Raw genomic sequence first — 26,114 nt, 5'->3', positions numbered from 1 at the left:
GTCCGATGGAGAGTCAAGAGCTTCGAATATTCCAATGCGTTGCCGAGGAGTTATCCTTCTCCAAAGCGGCGGAACGACTCGGATATGTCCAATCCAATATTACGCTTCGCATTCAGAAGCTGGAGCAGGAGCTCGGCGTCCCCCTGTTCGAGCGCACGAACAAAGGGGTTACGCTCTTGCCTGCGGGTGAGAAGCTGCTGCACTACTCGAAACAAGTGATACATTTGCTAGAGGAGGGCAAGAAGGAAGTAGCCGCTACGCCAACCCAAGCGGTTCTGCGGATCGGAGCTACACAGACCCTTGCTGCCCAGCGGCTGCCTGTCCTACTCAGCCGATATTACCGAGAATTTCCGCAAGCACAGTTATCCATTAAGACCAGCGATCAAAAGAGCTTGCTTCGAAATGTAGCACATAATGAGCTGGATGGCGCATTCATTAGCGATCAATTCCAGGATGAACAAGTTGAGGCAGTCATGCATTGGGATGAGGAGCTCGTGCTCATATCCCAATGCGGCGTTCCTCCAAGGAATCTACCTATGATTGTAAATGCTTTTCCCGATTGTCCTTATCGGCGGCTCTTATTCGAATGGTTCGAACGGCATCAGCAGCAGCCCAGCTCCGTCATCGAATTCGATACGCTGAACGCGATCCTGACAGGCGTCAGAGAAGGCATAGGCATCTCCTTGCTGCCGAAGAGTGTCGTCCCGCCAGATATGAATTGTATGCCTCTCCCTGATGGACTGCGTCACGTCGGGATCCAATTCATCGTCAAGAAAACGACAACAAGGACTCACGCGCTCACAAGCTTCATTCAAATGATGGAAAAAGATAGATAAAAAAAGCGGTACCTACGACGTCCATCGCAGGTACCGCTTATTCGCTTTATATGTTAATCTGCGGACGATCCAGTCGGTACAGCTTCGCATACCGCGGTTCCCGCGCCATGAGCTCCTCATGCGTACCACGCATCGCGACACGCCCGTCTTCGATGAAGATGACTTCGTCCATCTGCTCCACACCGACCAAATGGTGCGTGATCCAGAGCAGCGATTTGCCATGCAGCGCAAGGAACATCGTCTGCAACAGTTCCCGCTCCGTGCGGGGATCCAGGCCGACCGTTGGCTCGTCAAGGATGACGACCGGCGTGTTCTGCAGCAGCACGCGCGCTAACGCGATTCGCTGTCGCTCTCCGCCGGAGAACCTCTGCCCGGTCTCAAGCATCGGCGTCGCATACCCCTCAGGCAGCGACGCTATGAGTTGATCCAGCTTAACCTGCCGGGCTGCCTGCGCGATCTCCTCATCCGAAGCGTCCGCACGGCCAAGACGAAGGTTGTTCGCCACCGTCGTATCGAACAGATGCGGCCGCTGATTCAACACCGCAACCACCGAGGCGATCTGCTCGCCATAACGGTGTGCAGGAATACCGTTGACCAGCACCTCTCCTTCATTCGGCGACAAAGCCCCCTGTACGAGCTTCAGCAGCGTCGATTTGCCCGCTCCGCTGCGGCCAATGATCGCAACGCGCTTCCCTTGCGGCAAGTCGAGGTCAATGTTCTCGAGCGTCCAGTCGGAAGGCTTCGAAAGTCCACTCAGACTAGCGCTTGTTCCTGCATTCACTTCCGAAGACGAATAACGATACCGTACATTCGTAAGCTGAATATGCGCATTTTGCCCTACGGTGAACGATACGCCGGCCGTGAGATCTCCTTCAACGGACTCCCCTGCTCCGCCACGCATCTCGTTCAGACGGCTGAGCGAATCCCGGTATTGCGGAATTTTCTCAATGGCCTCCGAGACTGGCAGGAATGCATCCATCAGCGGGAACACGACGAGCGTGAACGCCGCAATCAACGTCACGGCGAATGAACCCGAGGCAGCTTGTTGCCCTGACCAATAGGCCATCGACACCACCGCAAGTCCCACGATACATTGGGCGATGAACATCCGTCCACGCGCCCAACGGCTAAGTGAACGTTCAATCGCCGCTACCCGCTGTTCATCGGCCTCATAGGCCGCCGCGAATTGAGCGGCACGCCCGCTAATCATCCAGTCACCCATCCCGAGCACGGCATCCGTCAGTTTACGGTATAATCGGCTGCGTTGCTGCTTCATTTGCTCATGCCGCGCATACGTGATCCTTAATGATACGCCAGGCAGAACAAAGACAAGCACGAACAAATATAATCCCATGAGACACGCAAACCCGATGTCGAACCAGCCTAACACGGCGATGACAGCCACATACATGACCAGCGCGACAACCGTCGGGAATACGGTACGCAAATAAACATTTTGCAAATACTCAATATCATCCGCGAGCGCGCCGAGCACATCACCCGTCCGATAGCGTGAACGAATGAATAACGCTTGCGGTTCGAGCATCCGATACAACCTCACCCGCATCTTCGATAGAATGCGCAGAATCGCATCATGGGAAGCGAGACGCTCCACATAATGAATGACCGCTCGACTGATCCCGAACGTTCGCACCAGCACAACTGGCACATAGACGAGCAGAATATTCTCTGGACGCAGTGCGGATTTCGAGATCAAGAACCCTGATGTGAACATCAAGGAGCTTGCAGCGAGCACCGTCAGGAGGGACAACGCAATAACAATGGCGAACCGCCATCCGTGCTGCCGAACATAAGGACGGAACCACGATTCTTCTCTCACGATATCCCCTCCATTTCTGCCGTCATCAGTCCGTAATAGACGCCGCGCTGCACAAGCAGCTCATCATGCGTCCCGATCTCAGCCAGTCGGCCTTTATCCATCACCAAGATGAGATCCATGTCCGGCATCCAATGCAATCGATGCGTCGCAAGGAACACGAGCTTATCTGCGAATAAGGGCAGCATCGTCTCCTTGATCTCCATCTCTGTCTCAATATCCAGATGTGCCGTCGGTTCATCGAGCAGGATGACCGAACGATCGCTGAGCATAGCGCGCGCCAACGCCACCCGCTGCTCCTGCCCGCCGCTCAGCTGCCGACCGCCATTCCCAATCAGCTCTTGCATGCCCTGCGGAAGCTGTGCGACCAGCTCTTGCAGACCTGCGGCCGCAATCGCCTCCAGCACCGCTTCATCGGATGCTTCTGGACGGTAGAACCGCACGTTGTCCGCAAGCGACATATCGAAAATATATGGGTGCTGCGGAATGTACGTCGTCTCTCCGCGCCACGCTGCATCATGCAGCCCTGGGATGATGACGCCGTCCAAGCGGAAGGTGCCTGCGTTCGGCTGCAAAAAGCCGCCAAGTACATCGATGAGCGTCGACTTGCCCGCACCGCTCTCCCCGATAATCCCGATCCGCTTCATGCCTGAAATCTCCAAGGAGACATCCTTTAAAGAGCTCGGACCTTCTGCTTCATGCTGCACTTGCACGTTCGCAAGCGACAGTACGCTATTCTGCGTCCACGTGAATCCAGACGGAAGCACTGATTCTCCGACCTTCAGCCCTTCCTCCGCAATCATAGCCTGCATCGCTTTGCCGGCTTCCTTCCCTTTGAGCGTCGCATGATAGTCGGCCCCGACCATCCGCACGGGCAAGAAATATTCCGGCGCAAGGATCAGCACGAGCAGGGCAACTTCAAGCCCCATCTCACCGTTGATGAGACGCAGTCCAAGGCTTACCGCCACGGAAGCGACAGACAGCATCGTAAAGAAATCCAGCGCGAACGAAGAGAGGAACGCCATCCGCAGCGTCTTCATCGTCGCGCTGCGGTAGCGATCGCTCACCTGCTCGATCGTATCCCCATGGGAGCGACTGCGGCCGAGGAACTTCAGCGTCTCGAGCCCGCGTAACGAATCGACGAAATGATTCGAGAGCTTCCGATACGTCTCGAGCTGCCGCTCCGTATGCTTCTTCGTCGCCAACCCGATCAAGATCATGAATGCAATCAGAATCGGCATCGTCACGATCAGAATAAGCGCTGCGGAAGGATCCTTCACGAAGATGAATACCACAATGAGCGCAGGCGTGATCGCCACACCCATCATCCGCGGTACGATCAGCTCCAGATAGGTGCGGAATTGCGAGATGCCGTCGAGTACGAGCGTGACCAGATTCCCGGTTCCTTCTTTCTTCGCGAACCGAGGTCCCAGCTCGAACAGCTTCTGCAGCAGCTGCTGCTGCAAGTCCCTGCCCGTCGTCTCTGCGAATCGATAGGCCAGCTTTTGCATCGCAAGCCCCGTCACTTGCCGCAATATAAAAGCAAACAGGAACATGGCCATTTTGCCGTACTGTTCCTGCAGCGGTTGGCCAGCGAACAAGGCGGAGATAACCTCCGCCAACCATGTCGCCAGCAATATAATAGATACACTTTGAACGAGGGTGAGGATGGCCGTCAGTGCAAGCACCGACTTTGCCCCCTTCAGTCCCATCACGTCTTTTCCCATTAGTACTCCAAGTGCTCCTTCTCGTGAACCCGTTTATGAAATACGAAGTAACTCCAAATCTGATATCCCAAGACGAATGGCAGCATTGTTAATGCAACAATCGTCATGACTTTAAGGGAGTACGCTCCCGATGCTGCATTATCGATTGTTAAGTTGAACGCTTGATCAATCGAACTAATCATAACACGCGGGAACAAACCGATAAATACCGATGCGACCGACAACACGATCACCGCACCCGTCATCCCGAAAGCCCAGCCATCTTTTTTTATTTTCATGAAGTAACCTGACAACAAGAAAGCAATGAGACCAACGACGCCGACCGCTGCAAGAATGCCGCCGCGAACTTCGAACACATCCGTCATTGTATACGTCATGATCCCGAAGACAGCCAGTAACACCCCAAGTGGAATGAGCAGCATCTGTCCGAGCTTACGCGCTCTTACTTGCAAGTCTCCCACGGTACGCAATGTTGTAAACATCAGACCATGCACGAGGCACAACATTACGACCGTTAGACCACCAACAAGCGTATAGCCGTTCACCATGTCGAACAATCCGGCCTTCATTTCCATCTGTGCGTCAATCGGAAGCCCTTTGATCAAGCCTGCGAAGACAACACCAAGTAGTAACGGCGGCAATAAGCTGCCGAGGAAAATAACCCAATCCCATGTTTTTTTCCATGTCTCGTTCTTCACTTTGCCACGGAATTCGAACGCGACACCGCGTCCGATCAGAGCTAGCAATAGGAACACAAGCGGTGTGTAATATCCACTGAACAAGGTCGCATACCAGTTCGGGAAAGCTGCGAACATCGCGCCCCCTGCTGTAATCAACCAAACTTCATTCGCGTCCCAGAAAGGCCCAATCGAATTAATCAACACACGTCGCTCTCCATCCGTTCTCGCGAGCAATTTCGTCGACATCCCGACACCGAAGTCAAACCCTTCGAGGAAGAAGAACCCAATGAACAGCACCGCCACTAGAACAAACCAGAGATCATTAAGTAAGTGCATGCTGCTTCTCCTCCTTCACAACTTGATCGAATGGATCATGGGAATGTTCATCATGGTGATCATCCGGCGCATTCGGCCCTTTACGAATCACTTTGATGAATAGATAGACAAGGATAATCGCCAGAATCAGATAAATAGTTGAAAAAGCTATCACCGAGAATAGAACCTGACCAGCACTCACACTTGGTGAGATACTGTCTTCCGTACGCATCAAGCCGAAGACCGTCCATGGCTGACGCCCAATCTCCGTCATGATCCATCCGAACGTATTCCCGATGAACGGTAACGAAATACCGAAGACCATCAAACGCATGAACCATTTGTTCGGCTGCTCCAGCTTCTTGCGCCATGCCAGGAACGTACCATATAGACCAAATAGAATCATCAGGGATCCCGCTCCAACCATGATGCGGAAACTCCAGAAGGTTGTGCGCACTGGCGGGATATAGTTACCTGGGCCATATGTCGCTTCATACTCGGCTTGCAGTTCTAACATCCCTTTGACTTCACCAGAAAATTTACTATACGACAAGAAGCTCAGCAGGTAAGGAATTTGCAACTCGAACCCGTTCTCCTGCTTCTTCGGATCGATGGACGCGATGACCGTCCAACCTGCAGGGTCGCCACTCTTGCCCCACAGCGCTTCACTTGCCGCCATCTTCATCGGCTGCGTATGAATCAAATATTGTGCTTGCTGATGCCCCCACAGCGCTACGCCGACAGAAGAGATCAGACCGATAATAATCGCAATATGGAAAGATTTCTTGAAGAATTGAACATCTTGGCGCTTCAGCAGCTTGTAAGCACTTATCCCTGTAATCAGGAACGCACCTGTAGCAAAAGCACCTAATACCGTATGTGGAAACTCCACGAGCAGCTGGCCATTGGTGACCAGGGCCCAGAAATCATTCATCTCAGCACGGCCGTTCTGAATTTGGAATCCGACCGGACGCTGCATGAATGAGTTCGCGAGTAGAATCCAGAATGCTGAGATAATCGTACCGATGCTAACGAGCCAAATGCAGAGCAGATGAACTTTCTTCGATAACCGATCCCATCCGAAAATCCATAAACCGATAAACGTCGATTCTAAGAAAAACGCGAGCAAAGCTTCGATCGCGAGCGGCGCCCCGAAGACGTCCCCGACGAACCTCGAGTAGTTCGACCAGTTCATCCCGAACTGGAACTCTTGCAGAATCCCCGTAACAACCCCCACTGCAAAGTTAATCAGAAATAATTTACCCCAGAACTTCGCCATGCGTCTGTATTCTTCTTTGCCTTTAACGACGTACATGGTCTGCATAATTGCAATCGTTAACGCAAGACCAATGGATATCGGTACGAAGATAAAGTGAAAGATTGTCGTCGATGCGAATTGTAATCTTGCCAGAAATACAGCATCCATCCGTTCATATCCACCTTTCAATAACTCTAAATTTGGAGGTCAAGATACCCCTGCCTCACTTCCTTCCTGTATTCTGGCAGAACTGTGATATTTCTAATGTGATTTTTATCACATTATCTCCCGCGAATCCGGTTTCGCAAGGGAACATTCCTGATTTCGTCACACAATGCACTGAAAAAGACGAAAAAGAAGGTCAAATGCACTTGCATTGAGCACGGGGATGACCAAAGATATATAGGGTAAAACCAGCGATTTTCCAGCATTTTCTTGACCCTACGCTATCATAACAGACAAAAGACCCAAGCGCTAGGTCCGCTTTTTCGCATACCTACACCCGGGTCTTTTCTATGCATGATCTTATGACGATGACTTCTCTTCGATATCCGCATGGCCTGCGAGTCGATCCAGACGAGCAATCTGATACCCGTATTCATAACAGGCGGCGGCGACGATCGATAATCGGCGGGAGCCATCATCGAAGTGAATCTCTTGCATCACGGCTTGGAGGAACTTCTCGTTCTCGATCTCCATCTGTTCGATGCTCTCCAGCTCCGGCTTCATTTTATCGTCGAGCTTCAACAGAACCAGCTCATGCCCTTTCTCGAGCAGCTCCAAATGCCGATCGAAGGCTTCATTAATTTCCGGCGTCCGCGTGGATTGGAAATAATGGTTGTCGATCGCCTCCAGCACCTCAAGACCTTTCTGGAGCGTGTTCAGCATTTGCTTATAGACGACAATCTGCCGCGATCTGCGATATTTAGCGCGTTTGATCTTCTTAATCTCTTCTTCGAACAATTTGAATTTATCATGCAGTGATAACATTTCTGTCTCAAGCGCTTGGTATTCTGCACGGAATGAAGATTCCTTCATCTCATCAGAGATGGCGGTCCGCAGGAGCAGCGACATCCGGTTGAACACGGCATCAATCTGCTTCAAGAACTGCACATTCGGCTTCGGCGGGAAGAACAAGATGTTAATCACAAATGCAGAACCAATCCCGACGAGCGTATGCAAGAAACGACTTAACGCAAAATCCCATTGCCCGGAAGCTTCCATCACCGCGATGACCGTCACCAAGGTCAGGCCGATGGTCTCTTCCATCTTCATCTTAAGACAGATCATAATCACGACAATACAAGTCAATCCGATGATCAGCGGATCATGCGCGAAGGCCATCCCGACGACTAGCGCAATCGCCGCACCCAGTGTATTCGTCTGAAGCTGATCCAGGAAATACCGCCAAGATCGATAAATCGAAGGCTGCATAGCAAAGATCGCGGCAACGGCTGCAATCACAGGCGTCTGAAATCCAAGGAGCAAGCTGATATAGAGTGCCATTGCGACAGCAATTCCTGTCTTTAATACACGCGGTCCTAGTGCCATGTCGTACCTCCTTCCCTCTGTCAACGTACTGCGTAGCGTACAGCCTAATATTACATGGTGCATCAGCGCGTTGGCAAGTTATGTGAAAAGGAGGCCGTGTCGCCTCGTCGTTATATCGTTGCTGCCTCTAAGATTACGACAGCTTCTCTTCCAGGTTGCGGAACTGGTTGTTGAACATTCTGGCATAGACACCCTCTTCTTGCAGCAGCTGATCATGTCCGCCCTTCTCTGCAATCGAGCCGTGGTCAATGACCATGATCGTATCGGCATCCCGAATCGTATTCAATCGATGCGCAATAATGAAGCTGGTCCGCCCCTGCATGATATTCAGCAGCGCATCTTGAATATGCAGCTCGGTACGCGTGTCAATACTGCTCGTCGCTTCATCTAGTATCAGAATGGACGGCTTGGCCAGAATGACGCGCGCAATCGCGAGCAGCTGCCGCTGTCCTTGACTGAGATTGCCGCCATTCTCCGAGAGGATGGTGTCATACTTCTTTGGAAGCCGCTGAATGAATACATCCGCATTCGCCATCGCAGCCGCAGCCCGGATCTCCGCATCCGTCGCGTCTGGCTTCCCGTACTTGATATTGTCCTTAATCGTACCCGAGAATAAGTACGTATCCTGCAGCACGAATCCGAAGGCACGGCGCAAGCTGTCTCGCGTATAGTCGCGAATGTCCCGGCCGTCGATCAAGATCCGGCCGGCCGTCACGTCATAGAATCGCGTAATCAGGTTCACGATCGTCGTCTTGCCTGCACCCGTCGGCCCGACGAGCGCGGTGCTGCTTCCAGGCTCTGCCTCGAAGCTGACATGACTTAAGATCGGCACATCTGGGCGATATCCGAATTGGACGTCCTCGAACACGACATGCCCGCTCGGATTCTGCAGCTCAATGGCATCTGGCGCATCCTCCGGCTCTTCTTGTTCATCCAGTACTTCGAAGACCCGTTCGGCGCCCGCGACGCCAGACTGAAGCACGTTGAAGATATTCGCCATATCGTTCAGCGGACGCACAAATTGCCGTGAATAGCTGATGAAGCCGGCAATGACGCCGACCGTGATCATCCCCTTCACCGCAAGCGCTCCACCGACCATCGCAACCGCAGCAAATCCGAGGTTATTGATCACGTTCATGATTGGCATGAGGAAGCCTGACCAAATTTGGGCACGAAGCCCCACCTTGAACAGCCGGTCATTCACCGCATCGAAATCCGCAATCGCACGGTCCTCGTGGTTGAATGCTTTCACGACCTCAATGCCAGAAATCGTCTCTTCAATATGTCCATTTAATTTGCCCAGCTGCACCTGCTGTTCCTTGAACAATACACTCGTCCGCCGCGCAATGGTCCGGGTTAACAGGTAGACGAGCGGCACCGTGATCAGACTCGCTAAGGTCAGAATCGGACTTAGCACAATCATCATCACGAGTGAGCCGACAATGGTAATCGCCCCAGACATGAGCTGGGTCGTCGATTGGGAGATCGTATTGCTCACGTTGTCGATATCGTTCGAGAGCCGGCTCATGACTTCCCCATGGGATTGCCGGTCGAAATACGCCACAGGCAGCTTCTGCAGCTTCGCGAACAACGCGCTGCGCAGCTTCATCACGATCCGTTGGGAGACCCCTGCCATGAACCAGCCTTGGAGGAGCGTCAGCACAGCATCCACGAGATATGCGGAGGCTAGCACGATAATGATCACTTCGAGCATGTCGAAGTCAACTCGCCCTTCAGAACCTGTCATCGAATCGATCGATTTGCCGATCAGATACGGAACGAACAGCATGAGCAGCGCATCGACGATCAAGAAGACGAAGATGGTCATCAGCCAGCGCCGCTCGGTCCCGACATATTGCCATAATCTTGTGAGAGTCGCCATGAAATTCTTCGGCTTCACGACAGGCCTACCCGCTCCGCGGTGACCGAAGCCGCCCCCTGGACCACCGGGGCCTGGTCTCGCTGCTGAAGTATCTGCAGCGCGGTTTGAACCACTATTTTGCGGCATAATGATTCATCTCCTTTCCCAATTGGGATTGGAATATTTCTTGATACACGGTACAATCCGCCATAAGTTCTTGATGTGTCCCCTGACCGACGATGACGCCATCTTCCAGTACAATAATCTGATCCGCATCGATCACCGAGGTGATGCGTTGTGCAATCAGCAAGCAGGTAAGACCTGCTGCATATTGTTTCAGTCCGGCCTTGATACGAGACTCCGTCGCGACATCAACAGCGCTCGTACAATCATCGAGGATGAGAATGTCCGGCTTGCGAACAAGCGCCCTAGCAATCGACAGTCGCTGCTTCTGTCCTCCTGAGAAATTGACGCCGCCCTGCCCGATCCGGGAGTGGTACCCTTCAGGCGACTCGGCAATAAAGTCATGCGCCTCGGCAATCCGTGCAGCCGCTTCGATTTCTTCCTGGGTCGCGTCTTCTTTGCCGTATTGAATATTTTCGAGCACGGAACCTGAGAACAATACGGTCTTCTGCGGCACAATCGCGATCGTCTCACGCAGCTTATGCGGGTCCATCTGGCGCACGTCCACCCCGTTCACGCTGACGTTACCCGACGTTGCATCATAGAATCTCGGTATGAGATGCACCAAGCTGCTCTTGCCCGATCCGGTCGAACCGATAATCCCGATCATCTGCCCCGGCGCACAATGGAATGATATTTGTTTCAAGACTGGATCGCCCGATGTCCCCGCATACGCAAACGTCACGTTATCGAACTCGACTCGACCGCGCTGGTCTGGCTTACTTTCTGTGTCACTATCCCACGTCATCGCATTCCACGACTGGAACACCTCGCCGATCCGCTCTGCGGAAGCCTTTGCCCGAACGAACATATTGAAGATCATCGAGATCATCATAAGAGAGAACAAAATCTGCGTCATATAGTTGATAAAGGCGATAATATGGCCGACTTGCATCTGCCCCTGATCTACTCGAAGCCCCCCAATCCAGAGTACCGCGATAATGCCGAGGTTCACCGTAAGGACGATCTGAGGACTGAACACGGACATGACACGCATCGCCGTCGTCGAACGGGACTGCAGCCCTTCATTGGCTTGCTCGAACTTATCGACTTCCACATCGAAGCGATTAAACGCTTTCACAACACGCACGCCGGACAGGTATTCACGCATCACACCGTTTACTTTATCTAGTGCTTGCTGCACCTTTACGAAGAAAGGAAATCCAATCTTCATATTAAGGAAAATAAATAAGGCCACGAGCGGAACTACCACAATTAAGACCACAGACAGCTGCATATTGAGCCGTACTGCCATAATCAGACTGCCAATGCATACGAGCGGCGCTTTGACGAAAATCCGCATCAGTCCGTTCATGAAGTTCTGTACTTGCGTCACGTCATTTGTCAATCTCGTCACGAGCGAAGCACGGTCGAATTGGTCCATGTTCTCGAAGGACAACCGCTGAATTTTGCGGAACAAATCGGCCCGCAGCTCCGCTCCGAACCGCTGGGATACCCTTGAGGATATGACGCTGCGCAGCGACGCAGTCAAGGCGCCGAACAAAGTGATCATGAGCATGAGCCCGCCAAGGCGCAGCACGACGTCCATCTCCTTGTTCGCGACCCCGTCATCGATAATCCTCGCCATAATCGTCGGTTGGAGTAAATCACATATCGCCTCAATCATCAGGAAGAACACAGCCAGGCCGAACAGCTTCCAATACTTGCGAACATAAGGCTTCAGAAACTTCATACGTTCTCCTCTCCTATTTAGATTACGAATCTTTGCATCGCCTAAATAAACCCTTCCCTTCCACGATACTCCTATATGTGTCAAAAGTAAAACATTCATACGGCCACTTGTAACGCATTTCTATTTCCATCCGAAGACGACATGTAAAATAAGACCTCGCCGCAGCAAGGCCTTTGGTACTGAACACCTATACTCCCGAATCGCAGGCTTCATTTCGATTGAAAAAGAACGTCATTCATCGGCCGAGAACGCCAAAAAATGTAGAGTCCTGCTCCTCCGATATACAGCGTTATACCTAGCGTTAGTTGAAGCGGAAGGGGTGCATGATCCATCATTGTTGCATTCATCCCTATAGATACGGCTGTCATGAGCATGACCAAGAGGATCAAATCGACGATCAAAGGCTTCAATCGTATACCCACCCTGCTCAATTTCAGCGCCCCAATATTCCAACTCACGGTAACAAGTTCCAAACTCAGAATCCCTATGGCAGGTCCAGCATAACGGAACCCCGGTATGGCTACCAGAACATACTGAATGGGGATCGCTACGCAAATTCCTGCTAGGAGGCCAAGAAGAGGAACCTTTTTGCGTTCCTGTGCCCATAACATGCTCGTCGTTAATTCTCGTAATCCGACAAGGAGCGGTACGGCTGCCAGGTATCGCATAGGCTCCGACGCTTCATATGTACCGAAGATATACCATGAAATGTACTTACTATAAGTGAAAATGAATAAACCTGCTGTACACCCCCACACCCATCCGAGCTCAAGCGCACAACGTGTTCGTTCATAAAATTTCACTTCCCGCCCTTCTTTCCAGTCGCTGACAATCTTCATCGTAAGGGTATGGGATAATGCCGCTGTCACGATCGTTGGCATATAGACTACAAGCATGGCCATCCCCGTAATGATTCCGAAGATCGATGTTGCTTCCGATGCTGTAAGACCCGCTGCTTGCAGACGATTCGGGATGATAATGGCATCAATACAGTCAGACAGTGGAACCAGAAGCCTCGTGAATGAAATGATAAGCGATGTATGAAGTATCCAAGTGAACATGGATTTCGGATTCTGATCGGTATGTCGTTGACGTGGATGTACCTTGTCTAGACGGCCTAGCTGGATAAACCTAATAGCAAATATTAATAGTAAGAATGAAACCAAGGCTGCTAAGAATGTACCTAAGATACCGCCCCCAACGGCAATTTGGACTCCTTGAGGAAGCCATAACATAACAATAACAACCAAGGCACCCATTCGGACGGCTTGTTCGATGAGCTCAGAGAATGCAATGACGCTGTAGCACTCTAACCCTTGCAAATATCCCCTGAGTAAGCTTAGCAAAGGAACAACAAAAAGCGCAGGTGCAATGCAGCGTATTGCAAAATGGAGATTCGGATTGCCAAGAAGCTCGGCAATTTGGGGAGATAACAAGAACGTAACATAACTAACGACCCCACCCAGACCTATTAATAATAAGGAAATTCTTCTGAACCAGAACCATCCCTGTTCAGGATCCTTCGCGGTAAGCATGGCCAGCACCGTTGGGAAACCGCCAACAATCACCATCAATGCTAGGCCATAATAAGAATATGCAATTTGATAGAGCCCAACGCCTTCAGCACCAACGAACCTGATTAAAGATACCCGCCCGATTAACCCCATGATTTTTACAATAAATATAGAACCGGTCCGTATTGCCAGTTGTTTCAACAGCAGCGGCATGGTCTCCGTTCACCTCTATTTCCTACTCGTCCTCATTATCTTATGATGATGAAGTTAGAGGTATGTCCCGTCGAGCCCCTAGTCCGCGAGAGAGTGACTTAATCCTGAATGTGTATCAGAAGGTATTCGGTATATTTATCCCAGCCTAGATCAAAAGGCGCGCGATAACGATCAGCTGTATGCGAATTGACAAGCGGATAACCTTGATGATCGAATCCAACCACAACAGAGAAATGATCCACATCCCCATGCATGACGAATGCGATTAAATCGCCAGGCAACAGCTTCGATACGGCTCCATGAGGGAATTTTGCCGTTGGTCTCACGATGTCACGAAATGCGCCTCTGGCAATCATTTTCCCATACCCAGATCGAATCAGAAACTGATGGAATGAATCCGTTCGAATCCAAGATTCACTCCCTTCTTTGCCAAAATGATATCGCCATTCTCTCGTCATGGGGAGCCCGCCGCCTTCCTTCGGATCGCCGATCACCTGCGAAGCAAAATTCGTACAGTCTCCGCCATTCCCGGTATAATCCTTATAGCTTCTGTTATAACGATGACGATTGCCTGCTCCCCATGCGATTCCTGCGTATTTGTTGGCATAAGCAATGGCGCGTTTGCGATTGTATTTGTTGCCTGACGGCATGTCCGGATGATGATTAGGAACAAACGGAAGCTTGGCACCATCTGAGGTGACGGAGATCAGGTTAGGATTTTCTTCAAGTGGGTCCAAGTACCACTCCTTATACAATAACCATCCATGACTCCCTTTCTTTAAGGTCAACGCATGCCTTGTCCCTATGCCAAAAGATTGTGCAGGAGCATTAGATTGCGCATACGCATAACTAAGCTTCAAGGATTGAACGAGTGATATTCTGGCCAGATCTCCCTCGAATTTAACCCGGACGATGCGGATATTCGACTTAGCATCAATGAATCGTATGCCTCTTTTCTCTGCCCAAGCTTGGAGGTATTCCGCTCGCTTGAATTCTTGACGCAATGCATAATCGCTGGTTTTATGTCCAGATACATAGTGTTGTTTGATTTGAACCTGATCCTGATGTATAAGTAAATTGGCTCGAAGAGCGTACAGTTCATTTAGAAAAGAAGCCACGTTATGTTCTTCGCCGGAATTTGCTGCCACCTTGCCACGTTCTATGGCAAAAGAAATACAAACAAGAAGGACAACGATCAACCCTTTTTGGAATCTATACTTTAACACGTACTTGCTCCCCTATTCGCTCAAAAATTACTCGTCGTATCGAACTGCGCTGCTGTGCAACACCTGCGACGGCCCATTGTACAACAAGGGCACCCGTTATGGGCGCCCTTGTTCATTTAGAACTCCGATAATTCCTTAAAAGACTTGATCTTTCCGTGCGCATGCGGAGTTTGCTTACGGATTTTGTCGGCATTTTCACGACGATGTTTGGAAGTTGTCATGATTACAATTCCTCCTTCGAAATGTGAAACTTGCTTAATCATCTTCAAGAATGTCTCCAGCGGCAAAAACCGATTCACAACAAGTGTGTCCAAGTGATTGCGTGATGAAGTTATCGGAGCACGTCACTAATATGCGCAAAAATGAGAATCAATATGTCATGCGTGGCAACAAATTTGGTATGCTAATCATGAACCATGACCGTTGCGTAGAAAATGCAAAAAACAAGATGAAATGAGGTCCATCCCTGTGCTGTTCGACCCTACTGTATTCGATAATTTAAAAGTTGCGATCGAAAACCAAGTCTACGATCTAGATAATCTGGACGAAATCATCCGCGTCACGAACCGAATCGATCGTCTGGAGCTGTCTGTCATGGCAAGAACATTCGCATTGCAATTCGCGCTCGTCGACCGCCTCGATATCACCGCCGAGATTCGACTGGACACAGCGCTAAAGGATCTTGCCGGAGAAATTCTTGAGATAGCTGGCGAGACGCCGGCATGTACACTGCGCATACGATTCTATATGAATGTTGAGGAGCCGGGAACCCTGTGCAGCCACATTGACGAGATCCTCCGCTCGGTCTGGGAGCCGGAGCTGCCGCCGGTACAGACGCTAAGCTTCGCTTATGGGGAGGCGAAACCCGTGTACCGCAACGTCGCGGAAGTCCGTTTCAACCGCCGCGTGAACGAAGATCACATGGAGGATATTCCGAACCTACTGGATCACATGCTGCAGACGCTAGCGGGGCTTAAGAAGCTGTGAGCGTGCATCCTCAACCGTTAGAACGATGAACGAAATGACTCCTCACGTTCAAAATAATCTCTGCCCGAGGACTTCACTTCATGCAACATTCGCTTCGCTTCCCTTGGGCTCTTCACCACAATGATCTTGGTGTGCTCGGCATGCGCCTCAAGTTTGGCAAGGATCCCGGGTCGTTTATCTCTGCGGAAATTCCACCCCATTCGGATAAAGGGCCAATCGATCGACTCGGGGCATCCTTCATTCATGTCTACCCGGGTCTTCCCATGATATTGAATTCTTCGTTTGATGACCCGATACGTGGTGATCCATGGAGATAGATCGAAGAAAAAAACAACATCCGCTGCTTGCAATCGGATGTCTAATGTCTTCCCGTACAACCCGTCTATGACCCACGCTTCCTCCGCAACCAATCTTCGATTGAGCGCAGTGAACTCTTCGGTTGGCGTCGGCACCCAGCCTGCCTGCCAATAATACAAATCCAAATAATGAACCGGCAGATTCATTATTTGGCCAAGCTCGCGTGCGAAGGTTGATTTTCCTGAGCCGCTGGAGCCAATAATCACAATCTTCATTGACATGTTCTCTTAGACATCCGCGGCACAACGGAAGCCCATATGCCCCGTCGAGCTGTCCGGTGTATTCGACGAGCGCGCAGCCACACGGTAGCGGTTGCAATACGATTTGTGGCACATATGTGAGCCGCCGCGAATAACGCGGGCTTCTCCGTGCGCTGGCCCCTTCGGATTCATCGTCTCACTATGCTGATAAGTATCTGCCCGGAACCAATCGGCACACCACTCCCACACATTGCCTGAAGTATTGTAGAGCCCATATCCATTCGGCTTGAATGCACGCACAGGTGCTGTCCCCGCATATCCGTCGGAAGCCCGGTTGATCTTTGGGAAAGGTCCCTGCCAGATGTTGCACTGATGCTCACCATCCACGAGCAGCGTATCGCCCCAAGGGTATCGTCGCTGGACAAGCCCTCCTCGAGCGGCATACTCCCATTCGGCTTCCGTTGGGAGACGCTTGCCTGCCCATGAACAATAGGCCTGTGCATCGCTCCACGATACATGGACAACCGGATGATCCCATCGATCTTCTATCGAGGAATCCCGGCCTTCCGGCTTCGCCCAATAAGCACCGTCGACTTTGAGCCACCACGGCACAGACTGCACCGCACTCTCAACCTCTTGCTTCACCGATTCCGATACGAATTGATAGAATACGAATGACCAACCATACTGTTCCGCTTCCGTCCGGTACCCCGTATCCTGCACGAAATCCCGAAATTCGGCATTGGTTACCGTACAAGCATCGATATAGAACGGGTCCAGCTTCACCGTATGCACGGGCCCTTCGCCGTCTGCTAGGAATCCCTCTGCATCATTCGTACCCATAAGAAACTCTCCGCCTTGCAGCAGAATCATCCCGGATCGATCCACACAGTCCTTCCGTTCCCTTGTACCCTCTGGTATCGTTTGGAATATAGCGTTTTCATGATGTTCCGCGCCTGCAGCCTCTCTTCGAACAGAGCAGCACGCGCCCTTTATTCCCGTCATTGTAATCATTACCTCCCTTATGTGCGCCTTCCAATGTCTCTTTTCTCCATTGTCCCATGTTCCGCACACACCGGCAACCCGTTCAAGCGCAAATAAGGAGCTGCAATATGCAGCCCCTGCCAGCTATTCGTTCAATCAGAAACCTAGGCTATGTGATCCAAGGACTTCCCTTAGGATGCAACGTGAATGTTCTGCTCGCGCTGCGCATATAACTTCATGCAAATTCCGCAGACAAGGACCATGAGGATGGTCGTTAGAATACTTCCCTCGACGCCAAATGAACCGCCAGATATAAGGGAATCGCCATTTACGAGGATGGACAGAATGGGCTTCGTCTCTGTACCGGATACCGCAAAGCCATACACGTTCCCCTGAAAGAAGTTCCATGCGAGATGGAATCCGATCGGGAGCCATAATCCGCCTGTCATAACCCGCGTTAACGCAAAGAAAATACCAATCAGAAATATATTGATCATTGTAAACGGCGTACTCCAGATCCCCGGATTCGCCCCGTGCAGAAGCGCAAAGATGATCGAAGAAATGACAACTCCCGCAGCTACACCATATTGCCGTTGTAGCAGACCTTGCAAGTACCCTCGATTGAACACTTCTTCACTGATCGCGACCAAGGTGAACAACCCTACCCCTGCAAGAACAGAAGTCCATGTATCCGCATCTGTATGTACCGATTGAAATTCCACGCCGCCACAGATCCAAATCGCGATCGCCACAATACTGATGAGCAATATGCCAAGTCCAATGCCTTGTAGCGCACATGCGACCGCACTCGATTGCCGCAATCCAATCGACCATCCTTTCCCTCTCTCGAACGCCATAAACAACAGCATTGCGGGAATCATCATGCTCAGCGCCGAAATAATGACTAACTTCCACTCAGAGCCGCTCGCGTCCGTCCCCAAGACTAGACTGCTCGCTACCCCGCCAAGACCCATAAAGAGTACGAGCGCAAGGAGTACCTTGCCAAGAATCAGAAATCTACGCAAACGAACCATCCCCCATTATATTTGAAATGAATATATTTCCAATTATAGTGGATTTATGAACAATTTCATTTATTTTTTCACAAAAAAGACGCTCCTCAAAAGGAACGTCTCTACACTAGCAGCTACATATCCTGTGTAACCAACTTCTCCTCCGCGACTTTCTTCGATAGAATCTCGTTCTTCAGGAAGAAACAAATCACGAATGCCAGGACCGACATCACGAGCGCAATCACATATAAATTCTGGAATGCCTCTGCGAAAACCGTCTTCGCCTGAGCCGCGATATCCGGTGCCAAGTCCTTCGGGATGCCTCCCGTCGCAATTTTCTCCGCCGTGCCTGCCGGAAGCTTCAATGTGCTCACGCCGTTTGTAATATGAGAAGCGAGCAGGCTGCCGAACAAGCTCATGCCGACGGTCGTGCCTAACGCTTGGAACAACTGCACGGTCGAGAGCGCAATCCCACTCTCGTTCTTATTCACGGACTCCTGCACAATCAGATTATCGCCCGCGAACAGTACACCAAGTCCAGCCCCCATAATGATGAAGTAGACGACGATTGCTGAGATTGACGTATCCACGCTGATCTGCGATAGGAAGAAGAAAGCGATAATCGGAAGAATAAAGGACACGACGAACACGTTCCGATAACGCAATTTCGTGAGCGTAAAGCCATTTAACATACTCATTGGCACAGCGCCGAGCATGAATGCCATCGTTAAGTACCCCGCTCCGGTCGGCGACAATCCCATAATATTCTGCGCATAGAACGGGAAAGAAGCGAAGCAGCCGATTAATCCGAGTCCGACGATAAATACAAGTGCAGACAACACGACAACGTTCCGATTCTTGAATAAATGCAGTGGAATGATCGGCTCCTCCACTCTTGATTCAATCCAGACCAGAAGCCCAATCAATACGCAGCCAAGGACGAGCAAGCTGACAATGACCGGCGAACTCCATTCATATCCTTGTGTATCCTTCAGAACCGGTGTCAGAAGCAGCGACACCAGCGCTGCGAGGAGAACAGCAGCACCCGCCCAGTCGATCTTCGGTTTGCCTTCTCTCCGGTTCTCGCGTAGCCCTTTGGCCATAAAGATCGCCGATACAATCCCAATCGGGATATTAATCAAGAAGACGAAATGCCAGCTTAATTGATCCACGATCACCCCGCCTACCATAGGTCCTAATAACTGTGGCAGGAACATAATGGGTCCGATCATACTCTGAATTTTAGCCCGCTGTTCGAGTGGGTAGGTGTCACCTAGAATGATCATCGCGAGCGGCATCATCCCGCCTGCGCCAATCCCTTGAATTCCCCGACCAATTAACAGCACTTCCATCGACGTCGCGAGACCGCTAATAATCGATCCACCGATGAACAGCCCCATACAGATCATATAAATGCGTTTGCGTCCGAACAAATCCGCCAGCTTGCCAAGAATCGGCATGAATGCGGTCATCGTCAGCATATATACTCCAGCAACCCACCCATACAGCTGTAGCCCATGCAGATCACGAATGATCGTAGGCATCGCCGTTGTCACGACCGTCTCATCGAGTGCTGAGAAGATAATGCCGATAAGCAACCCGATCATGATCAATGTCTTGTTATTCTCTTTCACCGTTCCACCTCTATCCCCTATACTTACAATGCCGATCTGCCGAACATTTTTCCATGCTGGCACTGCTTCTCTATTGTACTTTACCCACATGTTTCCACCTCGGTCTCGAGACGGAAATTCCACTCCTCCTGCAAATGGATTTTTCATTGCATTCATTTTTCAGAACATCGTATAGAACGTATCCATTCTTGACAAAATAATCCTAAATTTGAATAGAAAGGCGTGTATGCATCAATGGCGAGAAACAGAAAATTGGTACCCGAAGCACAGCTCGCGCTAGCCCAAATGAAAATGGAGATCGCGCAGGAACTCGGCATTTCGCTGCCTGCAGACGGTTATTACGGCAAGATGTCGACGAAGGATATCGGCACGATCGGCGGGGGGATGACGAAGCGGCTGGTTCAGATGGGATTGCAGCTGTCACATCGATAGGGTGGAATACACCACAAAGAAGACCTCCGCAGAGATGAACGCCAACGCTCATTCGAAAGGGAGGTCTTCTTGAAGTTAGGACGATTTCGTCGTCGCTGCCGCCTGCTTCGCGCCGCGCACCATCACGACATAACATAACACAGCAAGCAAGCCGAGGATCGCGATAATCAGGCCCATCGGCACCGCCGTATGGCTTCCTGCAATGCCGACGAGCGGCGCCATGATGCCGCCGAATACAGTCGACATCAGTCCGATCAAAGCCGACGCGCTGCCGGCAGCCTTGCCTTGATTCTGCATCGCAAGGGTGAAGGTCGCCGTCGAGACGATCCCAACACTAGATACGACGAAGAATAGCGGAATGAGGAGACCCATCAATCCAAGATCAAGCAGAATCATAACGAGCAGCAGGATGCCTGCAATGCTCGCTTGTCCTAAGCCATAGTGCAGCAGCTTCGTCTCACTCACCCGTCCTGCGAGTCGTCCAGTGACTTGGCTCGCCAGGATGATGCCTATGCCGTTGATCGCGAAGATCAAGCTGAACATTTGCGGCGACACGCCATAAATTTCTTGCAAGACAAATGGCGAACCCGAGATATACGCGAACATCGCACCCAACACGAGCCCCTGTGCTAAGGCATAACCCATGAATACACGGTCTCGGAACAAGGAACCGAACGAACGAAATGTGCCCGTGATACCGCCTTTCATCCGACGGTTCGGCGGCAATGTCTCCCTCAGTCCGAAGATCACGCCGAGGAACATCAGCACGCCGATTGCGCATAGCACGATAAACACACCGCGCCATGAGGTGAACTGCAGCAATTGTCCGCCCGAGATCGGCGCAATGATCGGCGCTACCCCATTCACGAGCGACAGCATGGCAGAGAACCTTGTCATCTCAGAGCCTGAGTACATGTCTCGAACCACTGCACGCGAGATAACAATTCCCGCCGCTCCGCCCACCCCTTGAACGAACCGAAGCACGATGAACGATTCAATGGATGGCGCGAGTACGCAGATGATCGATGCCGCAGCATAAATGATGAGCCCCACCAGCAAAGGATTCCGGCGCCCCCATAGGTCGCTTAAAGGGCCAATAATCAACTGGCCGAAGGAAATACCGAACATGCAAGCCGTTAAGCTCATTTGCGCGAGTGACGCGTTCGTACCATAATCCTGCGCAAGCTCCGGCAGCGCAGGCAAATACATATCAATCGTAAGCGGCGCGAAGGCGGATAGTCCTCCAAGCAGCAGAATGATCCATAGTCTTGCGAGACGACGAGGTGCGTTAGCAATCATCGTCTCATGTGCCGTATTATTCATTACTTTACACTCCAATATCTTTTGTTACTGTTATTCCTGTAACTATTATAATTACAGATTGTCGATTGATCAATCTTTATGCACTCGATTCCTGCGTCACCAGGGTGGATTGCCTATGATAGAATCGCCCTACCCCTAGCAACATCACGAGATAGACCACAGCGAATACGGCAATATACCCGATCGCAGAGGCCGTTCCGGTATGGTCCATGGCATACCCGATCAAGGCCGGGAACACCGCTGCCCCGAATCCTGCGAAGGCGGTAATGAGACTTGTGACCAGCCGTGCCATCCCCGGGAACGTATGATTCGCATACACCATCGTAATCGAATAGACCCCCGACATGGTTAGTCCCATCAGCATCACAAGCACGTAGCCCACAACCGCTTCTCGCCACATCATGAAGATGATGAGGGCCGCTAGCGTCCCGAGCATGCTCCAACGCAGGAATTGCGCGTAATTAACTTTACGAATAATCCACCCCGTCGCCGCTCTGCCAATCACCATGGCAATCCAATATATTCCGATGCTAAGCGAAGCAGAATATGGCGTTGCTCCTAGATGTGTAATGAAGATGGATGACATGAAATTATTCAGACTTCCCTCCATACCGCTATACATGAAGATCATCAAGACAAAGGCGAGGAGGATCGTCTGCTTCATCCGCTTGCTCGAGAAGGAAGGCGGCGGATCAATGCTGGCATCCAACGATTCCGATACATCGACTCCTTCCTTCGAGAAGTGAATCACGCACCATAGAATCGCCATCACAAGACCTAAGCAGGCCGTGACGAAAAAGGCATAAGACCACACATCATTCGCGATGAGGACACTCGCAATCAACGGCATGCATAACGCCCCCACCCCAAACGAAACCTCGAGATAGCTCATTACAACCGCACGCCGGCCAACGAATACCTCCATCATCAGTGTCGCGACGATCACTTCAATCGCCGATGCACCGATACTATTCAAGAAATTCAAGACGATCACCCATTCGAAGGATGGAAGCGTCCAAATGCTAAACTGCGCAACAGCAATTACAAATGCGGCGAGCGCGATCACGTACTTCTCCTTGCGGAGCAGGCGCATCAGCACAGCAGAGATCGGCACCCCTGCGATAAATCCAACGGCGCTAACGAATACCATCTGTCCACCGACGGTATACGATTGGTTATAATGGGCGAGCAATTGCGGCATGACCGAACCGATCGTCGTAATGACGAGCCCTGCCAGAAAATATAGTACGTACGAAGCAAATGCAAAGACTCTCATGCTACGACCTCCTTTTCAACAACCATGTCCCCATCTTACCAAATTTCATCCAAAAATAACTACAAAAATGGCAGACATTTTCCGATGATTTACTATTAGAGCCGCGAAACGCAATATCGACGTGACCAACTAGACATGAAGGAGAGAACACACCATGATAAAAGGTTTAAAGAAATGGGTAGGTAAATTGAGCATCCTGAAAGTAAAATTCATCGCCATTTTCCTATTACTCTCGTTAATTCCGATGATTACCTTAACATTCATTCTCAGCGTACAATCCACTGCTAAGCTTAAAGAAAAGGTCATTCAAGAACAGTCGCTAGCGGCTCAGATTGGTGCCGACTTCATTAATGCTTGGATCGGTGGGAAAATCGACTCGATTCAAGAGCTGATTCAGAAAAACCCTGACTTTAAGCAAGGCAACGTTAGCGACATTCTCTCGAAATTGACCTTGGTCGAGCAGAGCGACCCTGATGTCAGTGTCATCACGTTCATCGATCGCAACGCTCAGCTTACCGATACCAACGGCGATAAGTTGGATGGAACGAAATTCGACAATGTCATGCAAGTCATCAAAGATAAAAAAGTAATGGTATCCAATGTCTATATGAATTCCATCTCTAAAAAATATACAATATTTCTCGAAATCCCTATCCTGAACGACCAAGGCGAATTTGTCGGCGCGATTCAACCAGAAATCGATGCAAGCACGCTGCTGGAGCGAATTAAGAGCATCAAATTAGGCGACTCTGGTTACGCTTATCTCTTGTCAGAGGGCGGCATTTATATCGCGCATCCGGACGAGAAGAAAGTCAGCAAAGATTTCAAAGAATTCGCATTACCGGACAAGGTCTCCACCTTCGAAAATACCGTGTTCAAAGATGAACATGGAAATCTATCCTACCCGGAGAAGGAAGGCACGAAATCCGCCGCCTACTCAACGATTGAAGCTTCAGGATGGAAGCTGATTGTGACAGCGCCCGAGGATGAGATCTATCAAAGCGTGAAGCAAATCCAGTTCAAAGCGTTCCTCGTGATCTTGATCTCGGCTATCGTCATATCCATCCTTGCCGTATACGTCGCTTCATACATGACAAGACCGATTCTTGATATCTCCAATATGATGACGAAAGTAGCGGAAGGCGATCTAACGCTTAAACTGCAGGTGAAGGGTCGAGACGAGCTCGAGAAGGCCAAGGAAAATATTAATGCGATGCTCGGCGCATTTGCGGAAATGATTCGCAAAATTACAGTGACAACAGAGCATGTTGCTGCTTCTTCCGAGGAGTTGACCGCAATCGCGAACGATTCGACGCAATCATCTGAGCATATTGTACAATCCGTGGGTGACATCGTTCGGGGTTCGGAAATTCAAGTCCAAGGTTCAGAACAGACCAGCATTGCCATGGAAGAGATGGCAACGGGCATTCAGACGATTACTGTCTCAGCTTCCACCGTCGCAGATACGGCACTATCCGTCGTCGATGAGGTCGTGATCGGCAATCAGGACATTCTGCAAGCCAAAGATCAAATGGCCAAGATGAGTCATACCGTCGCGAATACAGCATCCCTCGTCCAATCACTCGAGACGAAGTCGCAGGCGATTCAACAGACGGTTCAACTCATTTCCGAGATTGCCAATCAGACCAACTTGTTAGCATTGAATGCATCCATCGAAGCGGCGCGTGCCGGTGAACATGGCAGGGGATTCGCTGTGGTCGCGGGTGAAGTGCGCAAACTGGCGGAAGAGACAGGACATGCCACCCACCATATCTCAAGCCATATTCACGAGATACTCAAATCGATCAACCACGCTGCAGCATCGATGAAGGAAGGTCTAACGGAAGTCGATATGAGTGTCGTGCAAGTCGAGAAACTGGGCACAACCTTCGAACGCATTCAGCGCTCCGTCCAGCATGTCAACGATCAGATTCAAGAGGTATCTGCTGTGACTGAACAAATCTCGGCCGGAACAGAAGAAGTGTCCGCTTCCGCGCATGAGATGTCCGTTATCGTGAAGGACTCCGCCAACAAGCTCAGCGGGATCTCGCAGTCTGCGAACGATCAACATCATGCTATGGAGGAGATCCTCTCCGCTTCGGAGTCGCTTAGCAGCATGGCGAACGAGCTTCAGGAAATGGTCAGCAAGTTCAAAGTATAATCGATTTCATCCATTGAAAAACCGCCTGATAACGCCACTTGCTGCGTTTCTGTCAGGCGGTTTTTGGTATGTTCTTATTCACGTGTCGGTTCCGATTCCACCCAGACAGCGATGGCTGAATAGTTGTCATGATCGACCTGCGCATGCTTCACGATTCGCTCTTCCATGCGCGACAGCCATTCCACTGGTGTCTGAGACTTCAAATAGTCAATTTCCATCTCCGGTTCAATCACATATTCCCACCATCCGTCCGAGCAGAGCAGAAAAGCATCACCCGGCTGTACCGCACAGGGCTTCTGCAAGACTTCCTCATGCAGCTCGCCCGTCATTCCGATGCCGCATAAAAGCTGGCTTCGATCCTCATGGAACCGAATATCCTGCAGCATGATCTCGCCGCGATCCACAAGTGATTGGCATACGCTATGATCCCGTGTGTGCTCGATAATCCGCCCTTCGCGCAGATGGTACAATCTGGAGTCGCCGACGTGGCCCCAGTACACGATCTCACCCTGCCGACACAGCGCTACAACCGTCGAGCTCAGCTGTGACAAGGTAGGAATGCCCTGCTGTGCCCGTCTCACTTCGTCATGCGTTTGCAGCAGCACCTTGGTCAGACTCGCATGGTTTAGAGGTTCAGCCGCAGCAAACGCTGTCGCAAATGAACTCGTCACCATAGAAGAGACCACTTCACCTCCACGATGAGTGCCCTTGCCATCGGCGACGATATAGCATTCCTTGCCGTCCCGTATCCATTCCAACAAGCTGTCCTCATTCTGTGACCTTCCACCCGCACTCGACCGTGCTGCAGATATCCATCGCAAAGGGCAACCCTCCTAATTCGAACTCCACCAAT

The 26,114-nt window shown here is 50.9% G+C and carries 21 protein-coding genes; 4 read left to right on the top strand and 17 right to left on the bottom strand.

Annotated features, from left to right (window positions below):
• Nucleotides 1-5: 5 nt before the first annotated feature.
• On the top strand, nucleotides 6-836 hold the full coding sequence (locus GCU39_RS26300) for a LysR family transcriptional regulator (RefSeq protein WP_152396178.1): 831 nt from the start codon (nucleotides 6-8) through the stop codon (nucleotides 834-836).
• A 46-nt stretch (nucleotides 837-882) separates the two neighbouring features.
• On the opposite strand, the gene cydC is transcribed toward GCU39_RS26300, so the two are convergent.
• The 10 genes from cydC to GCU39_RS32105 all read right to left on the bottom strand — a co-directional run bounded on the left by cydC (nucleotide 883) and on the right by GCU39_RS32105 (nucleotide 15,115).
• On the bottom strand, nucleotides 883-2,676 hold the full coding sequence (cydC, locus tag GCU39_RS26295) for a thiol reductant ABC exporter subunit CydC (RefSeq protein WP_152396177.1): 1,794 nt from the start codon (nucleotides 2,674-2,676) through the stop codon (nucleotides 883-885).
• On the bottom strand, nucleotides 2,673-4,400 hold the full coding sequence (gene cydD, locus GCU39_RS26290; RefSeq protein ID WP_152396176.1) for a thiol reductant ABC exporter subunit CydD: 1,728 nt from the start codon (nucleotides 4,398-4,400) through the stop codon (nucleotides 2,673-2,675). Before cydD ends, cydC begins: the two co-directional genes overlap by 4 nt.
• Nucleotides 4,400-5,416, bottom strand: coding sequence for a cytochrome d ubiquinol oxidase subunit II (cydB, locus tag GCU39_RS26285; protein ID WP_152396175.1), 1,017 nt, complete (start codon nucleotides 5,414-5,416; stop codon nucleotides 4,400-4,402). The genes cydD and cydB overlap by 1 nt, the downstream gene beginning before the upstream one ends.
• The gene (locus GCU39_RS26280; protein WP_152396174.1) at nucleotides 5,403-6,821 is read right to left on the bottom strand and encodes a cytochrome ubiquinol oxidase subunit I; all 1,419 of its coding nucleotides are present in this window, start codon (nucleotides 6,819-6,821) and stop codon (nucleotides 5,403-5,405) included. Before GCU39_RS26280 ends, cydB begins: the two co-directional genes overlap by 14 nt.
• Before the next feature lie 357 nt (nucleotides 6,822-7,178).
• A complete protein-coding gene (locus GCU39_RS26275; RefSeq protein WP_152396173.1) occupies nucleotides 7,179-8,204 on the bottom strand; it encodes an FUSC family protein in 1,026 nt (341 codons plus the stop codon).
• Between the two features lie 133 nt (nucleotides 8,205-8,337).
• The gene (locus GCU39_RS26270; RefSeq protein ID WP_152396172.1) at nucleotides 8,338-10,212 is read right to left on the bottom strand and encodes an ABC transporter ATP-binding protein; all 1,875 of its coding nucleotides are present in this window, start codon (nucleotides 10,210-10,212) and stop codon (nucleotides 8,338-8,340) included.
• Nucleotides 10,199-11,941 (bottom strand): ABC transporter ATP-binding protein, encoded by a 1,743-nt coding sequence (locus GCU39_RS26265; RefSeq protein ID WP_152396171.1) that lies wholly within the window; start codon nucleotides 11,939-11,941, stop codon nucleotides 10,199-10,201. The genes GCU39_RS26270 and GCU39_RS26265 overlap by 14 nt, the downstream gene beginning before the upstream one ends.
• A 209-nt stretch (nucleotides 11,942-12,150) precedes the next feature.
• Nucleotides 12,151-13,668 carry an oligosaccharide flippase family protein gene (locus GCU39_RS26260; protein WP_152396170.1) on the bottom strand — a complete coding sequence of 506 codons (1,518 nt, stop codon included), beginning with the start codon at nucleotides 13,666-13,668 and terminating at the stop codon, nucleotides 12,151-12,153.
• 98 nt (nucleotides 13,669-13,766) lie between these two features.
• Nucleotides 13,767-14,894, bottom strand: coding sequence for an amidase domain-containing protein (locus GCU39_RS26255; RefSeq protein WP_227793343.1), 1,128 nt, complete (start codon nucleotides 14,892-14,894; stop codon nucleotides 13,767-13,769).
• Nucleotides 14,895-15,010: 116 nt separating this feature from the next.
• On the bottom strand, nucleotides 15,011-15,115 hold the full coding sequence (locus GCU39_RS32105; RefSeq protein ID WP_018754539.1) for a DUF6254 family protein: 105 nt from the start codon (nucleotides 15,113-15,115) through the stop codon (nucleotides 15,011-15,013).
• A 250-nt stretch (nucleotides 15,116-15,365) separates the two neighbouring features.
• Between GCU39_RS32105 and GCU39_RS26250 the strand changes: the two genes are divergently transcribed.
• Nucleotides 15,366-15,881, top strand: a complete 516-nt coding sequence (locus tag GCU39_RS26250; RefSeq protein ID WP_152397438.1) for a hypothetical protein — start codon at nucleotides 15,366-15,368, stop codon at nucleotides 15,879-15,881.
• Between the two features lie 17 nt (nucleotides 15,882-15,898).
• Here the strand turns inward: GCU39_RS26250 and GCU39_RS26245 are convergent, their stop codons facing one another.
• From GCU39_RS26245 to GCU39_RS26230, 4 genes are all read right to left on the bottom strand, one after another.
• Nucleotides 15,899-16,453, bottom strand: coding sequence for a P-loop NTPase family protein (locus GCU39_RS26245; protein ID WP_152396169.1), 555 nt, complete (start codon nucleotides 16,451-16,453; stop codon nucleotides 15,899-15,901).
• A gap of 12 nt (nucleotides 16,454-16,465) precedes the next feature.
• Nucleotides 16,466-17,443 carry a formylglycine-generating enzyme family protein gene (locus GCU39_RS26240; RefSeq protein ID WP_152396168.1) on the bottom strand — a complete coding sequence of 326 codons (978 nt, stop codon included), beginning with the start codon at nucleotides 17,441-17,443 and terminating at the stop codon, nucleotides 16,466-16,468.
• Between the two features lie 170 nt (nucleotides 17,444-17,613).
• Nucleotides 17,614-18,447: a CPBP family intramembrane glutamic endopeptidase gene (locus tag GCU39_RS26235; protein WP_193726633.1), complete on the bottom strand. Its 834-nt coding sequence runs from the start codon at nucleotides 18,445-18,447 to the stop codon at nucleotides 17,614-17,616.
• A gap of 122 nt (nucleotides 18,448-18,569) precedes the next feature.
• On the bottom strand, nucleotides 18,570-20,132 hold the full coding sequence (locus tag GCU39_RS26230; RefSeq protein WP_227793342.1) for an MDR family MFS transporter: 1,563 nt from the start codon (nucleotides 20,130-20,132) through the stop codon (nucleotides 18,570-18,572).
• Between the two features lie 171 nt (nucleotides 20,133-20,303).
• Here GCU39_RS26230 and GCU39_RS26225 point away from each other — a divergent pair, with 171 nt between their 5' ends.
• Entirely contained in the window at nucleotides 20,304-20,501 is a 198-nt protein-coding gene (locus GCU39_RS26225) for an alpha/beta-type small acid-soluble spore protein (RefSeq protein ID WP_152396166.1), read from the top strand.
• A 75-nt stretch (nucleotides 20,502-20,576) separates the two neighbouring features.
• On the opposite strand, the gene GCU39_RS26220 is transcribed toward GCU39_RS26225, so the two are convergent.
• Together GCU39_RS26220 and GCU39_RS26215 are read right to left on the bottom strand one after the other, a co-directional pair.
• Nucleotides 20,577-21,824, bottom strand: a complete 1,248-nt coding sequence (locus GCU39_RS26220) for a Bcr/CflA family multidrug efflux MFS transporter (protein WP_152396165.1) — start codon at nucleotides 21,822-21,824, stop codon at nucleotides 20,577-20,579.
• Between the two features lie 76 nt (nucleotides 21,825-21,900).
• Nucleotides 21,901-23,100 (bottom strand): MFS transporter, encoded by a 1,200-nt coding sequence (locus GCU39_RS26215; RefSeq protein WP_152396164.1) that lies wholly within the window; start codon nucleotides 23,098-23,100, stop codon nucleotides 21,901-21,903.
• Nucleotides 23,101-23,254: 154 nt separating this feature from the next.
• On the opposite strand from GCU39_RS26215, the gene GCU39_RS26210 reads away from it, so the two are divergent.
• The gene (locus tag GCU39_RS26210) at nucleotides 23,255-25,261 is read left to right on the top strand and encodes a methyl-accepting chemotaxis protein (RefSeq protein WP_152396163.1); all 2,007 of its coding nucleotides are present in this window, start codon (nucleotides 23,255-23,257) and stop codon (nucleotides 25,259-25,261) included.
• Between the two features lie 74 nt (nucleotides 25,262-25,335).
• Here the strand turns inward: GCU39_RS26210 and GCU39_RS26205 are convergent, their stop codons facing one another.
• Entirely contained in the window at nucleotides 25,336-26,082 is a 747-nt protein-coding gene (locus GCU39_RS26205; RefSeq protein WP_152396162.1) for a PP2C family protein-serine/threonine phosphatase, read from the bottom strand.
• Nucleotides 26,083-26,114: the final 32 nt, after the last annotated feature.

The organism is Paenibacillus guangzhouensis (assembly GCF_009363075.1).
Taxonomy (GTDB): Bacteria; Bacillota; Bacilli; order Paenibacillales; family Paenibacillaceae; genus Paenibacillus_K; species Paenibacillus_K guangzhouensis.
Note: the sequence above shows the minus strand (reverse complement) of the source record. Positions and strands in the feature narration are given on the sequence as shown.